We start from the raw sequence: 724 nt of genomic DNA, 5'->3' as shown, positions 1-724 counted from the left end.
ACCCAGCCCGATCGTTCCGCCCGACTTGACGAAGCCCGTGCCCGTCTCCGCCGTCAGCGCCGTCGCAGCGATCGCCGTCGCCGCATTCAGGATGAACGAGCCGTTGGCGTCCAGCGTGTCGGAAGGCGCATTGCCGGTGATCGACGCCGTGTCCGAAGTCAGCCTGATATCCCCGACATCGCCGCCTGCGATCCCCGTCGTCTTCAAGGTCGTATAGCCAAGACCCAGATAGGCCTCGATCGTCTCAGTCCCGTCGCTCGTCGCAGAGCCCAGTTCGATCGCGCCAGCCTTCGCCGTCGCTCCGAATGTCGTCGCGGCATTCACGTTCGCCCAGTCGATCCGGCCCATCGTCGCCGATAGCGTTGCGCTCCCCGTCAGCGTCGTCAGCGTCGTTCCGGTATTGTCGCCATAGGCCGCAAGATCCGCCGAACCTTTCGCGGTCGCCGTCGTCCCCGCGATCGAGCCCGCCGTCGAGGCTACATCGACGTCGCCAGCATTCGCCAACAAAGTCGTAAAACCGATATTCCCCGTCGCTCCGATCGTCTGTGTTCCGCCGCTGGTCGCCGAGCCCAGCGTCGCAATCGTCCCGCCATAGGCTTGCGCTTCGAATGTCGTTCCCGCATTCACATTCGTCCAGGACAGCGATACAGGATTCGTCGGCGTCAGGTTCGTCGAAACGCCCGCCGTCAGGCTCGCGTCCCCGCCTGTCGTCAGGCTTGTTCCA

At 64.5% G+C, this 724-nt stretch carries 1 protein-coding gene; it reads right to left on the bottom strand.

Translation table 11 applies throughout. The annotated features are described in order from the left end of the window. Window positions 1-724, bottom strand: a 724-nt coding sequence (locus GSQ90_RS24225; protein WP_210254968.1) for a hypothetical protein, incomplete at both ends; no start/stop codon positions are given.

This window comes from Methylocapsa sp. S129, assembly GCF_009765995.1.
Taxonomy (GTDB): Bacteria; Pseudomonadota; Alphaproteobacteria; order Rhizobiales; family Beijerinckiaceae; genus Roseiarcus.
Note: the sequence above shows the minus strand (reverse complement) of the source record. Positions and strands in the feature narration are given on the sequence as shown.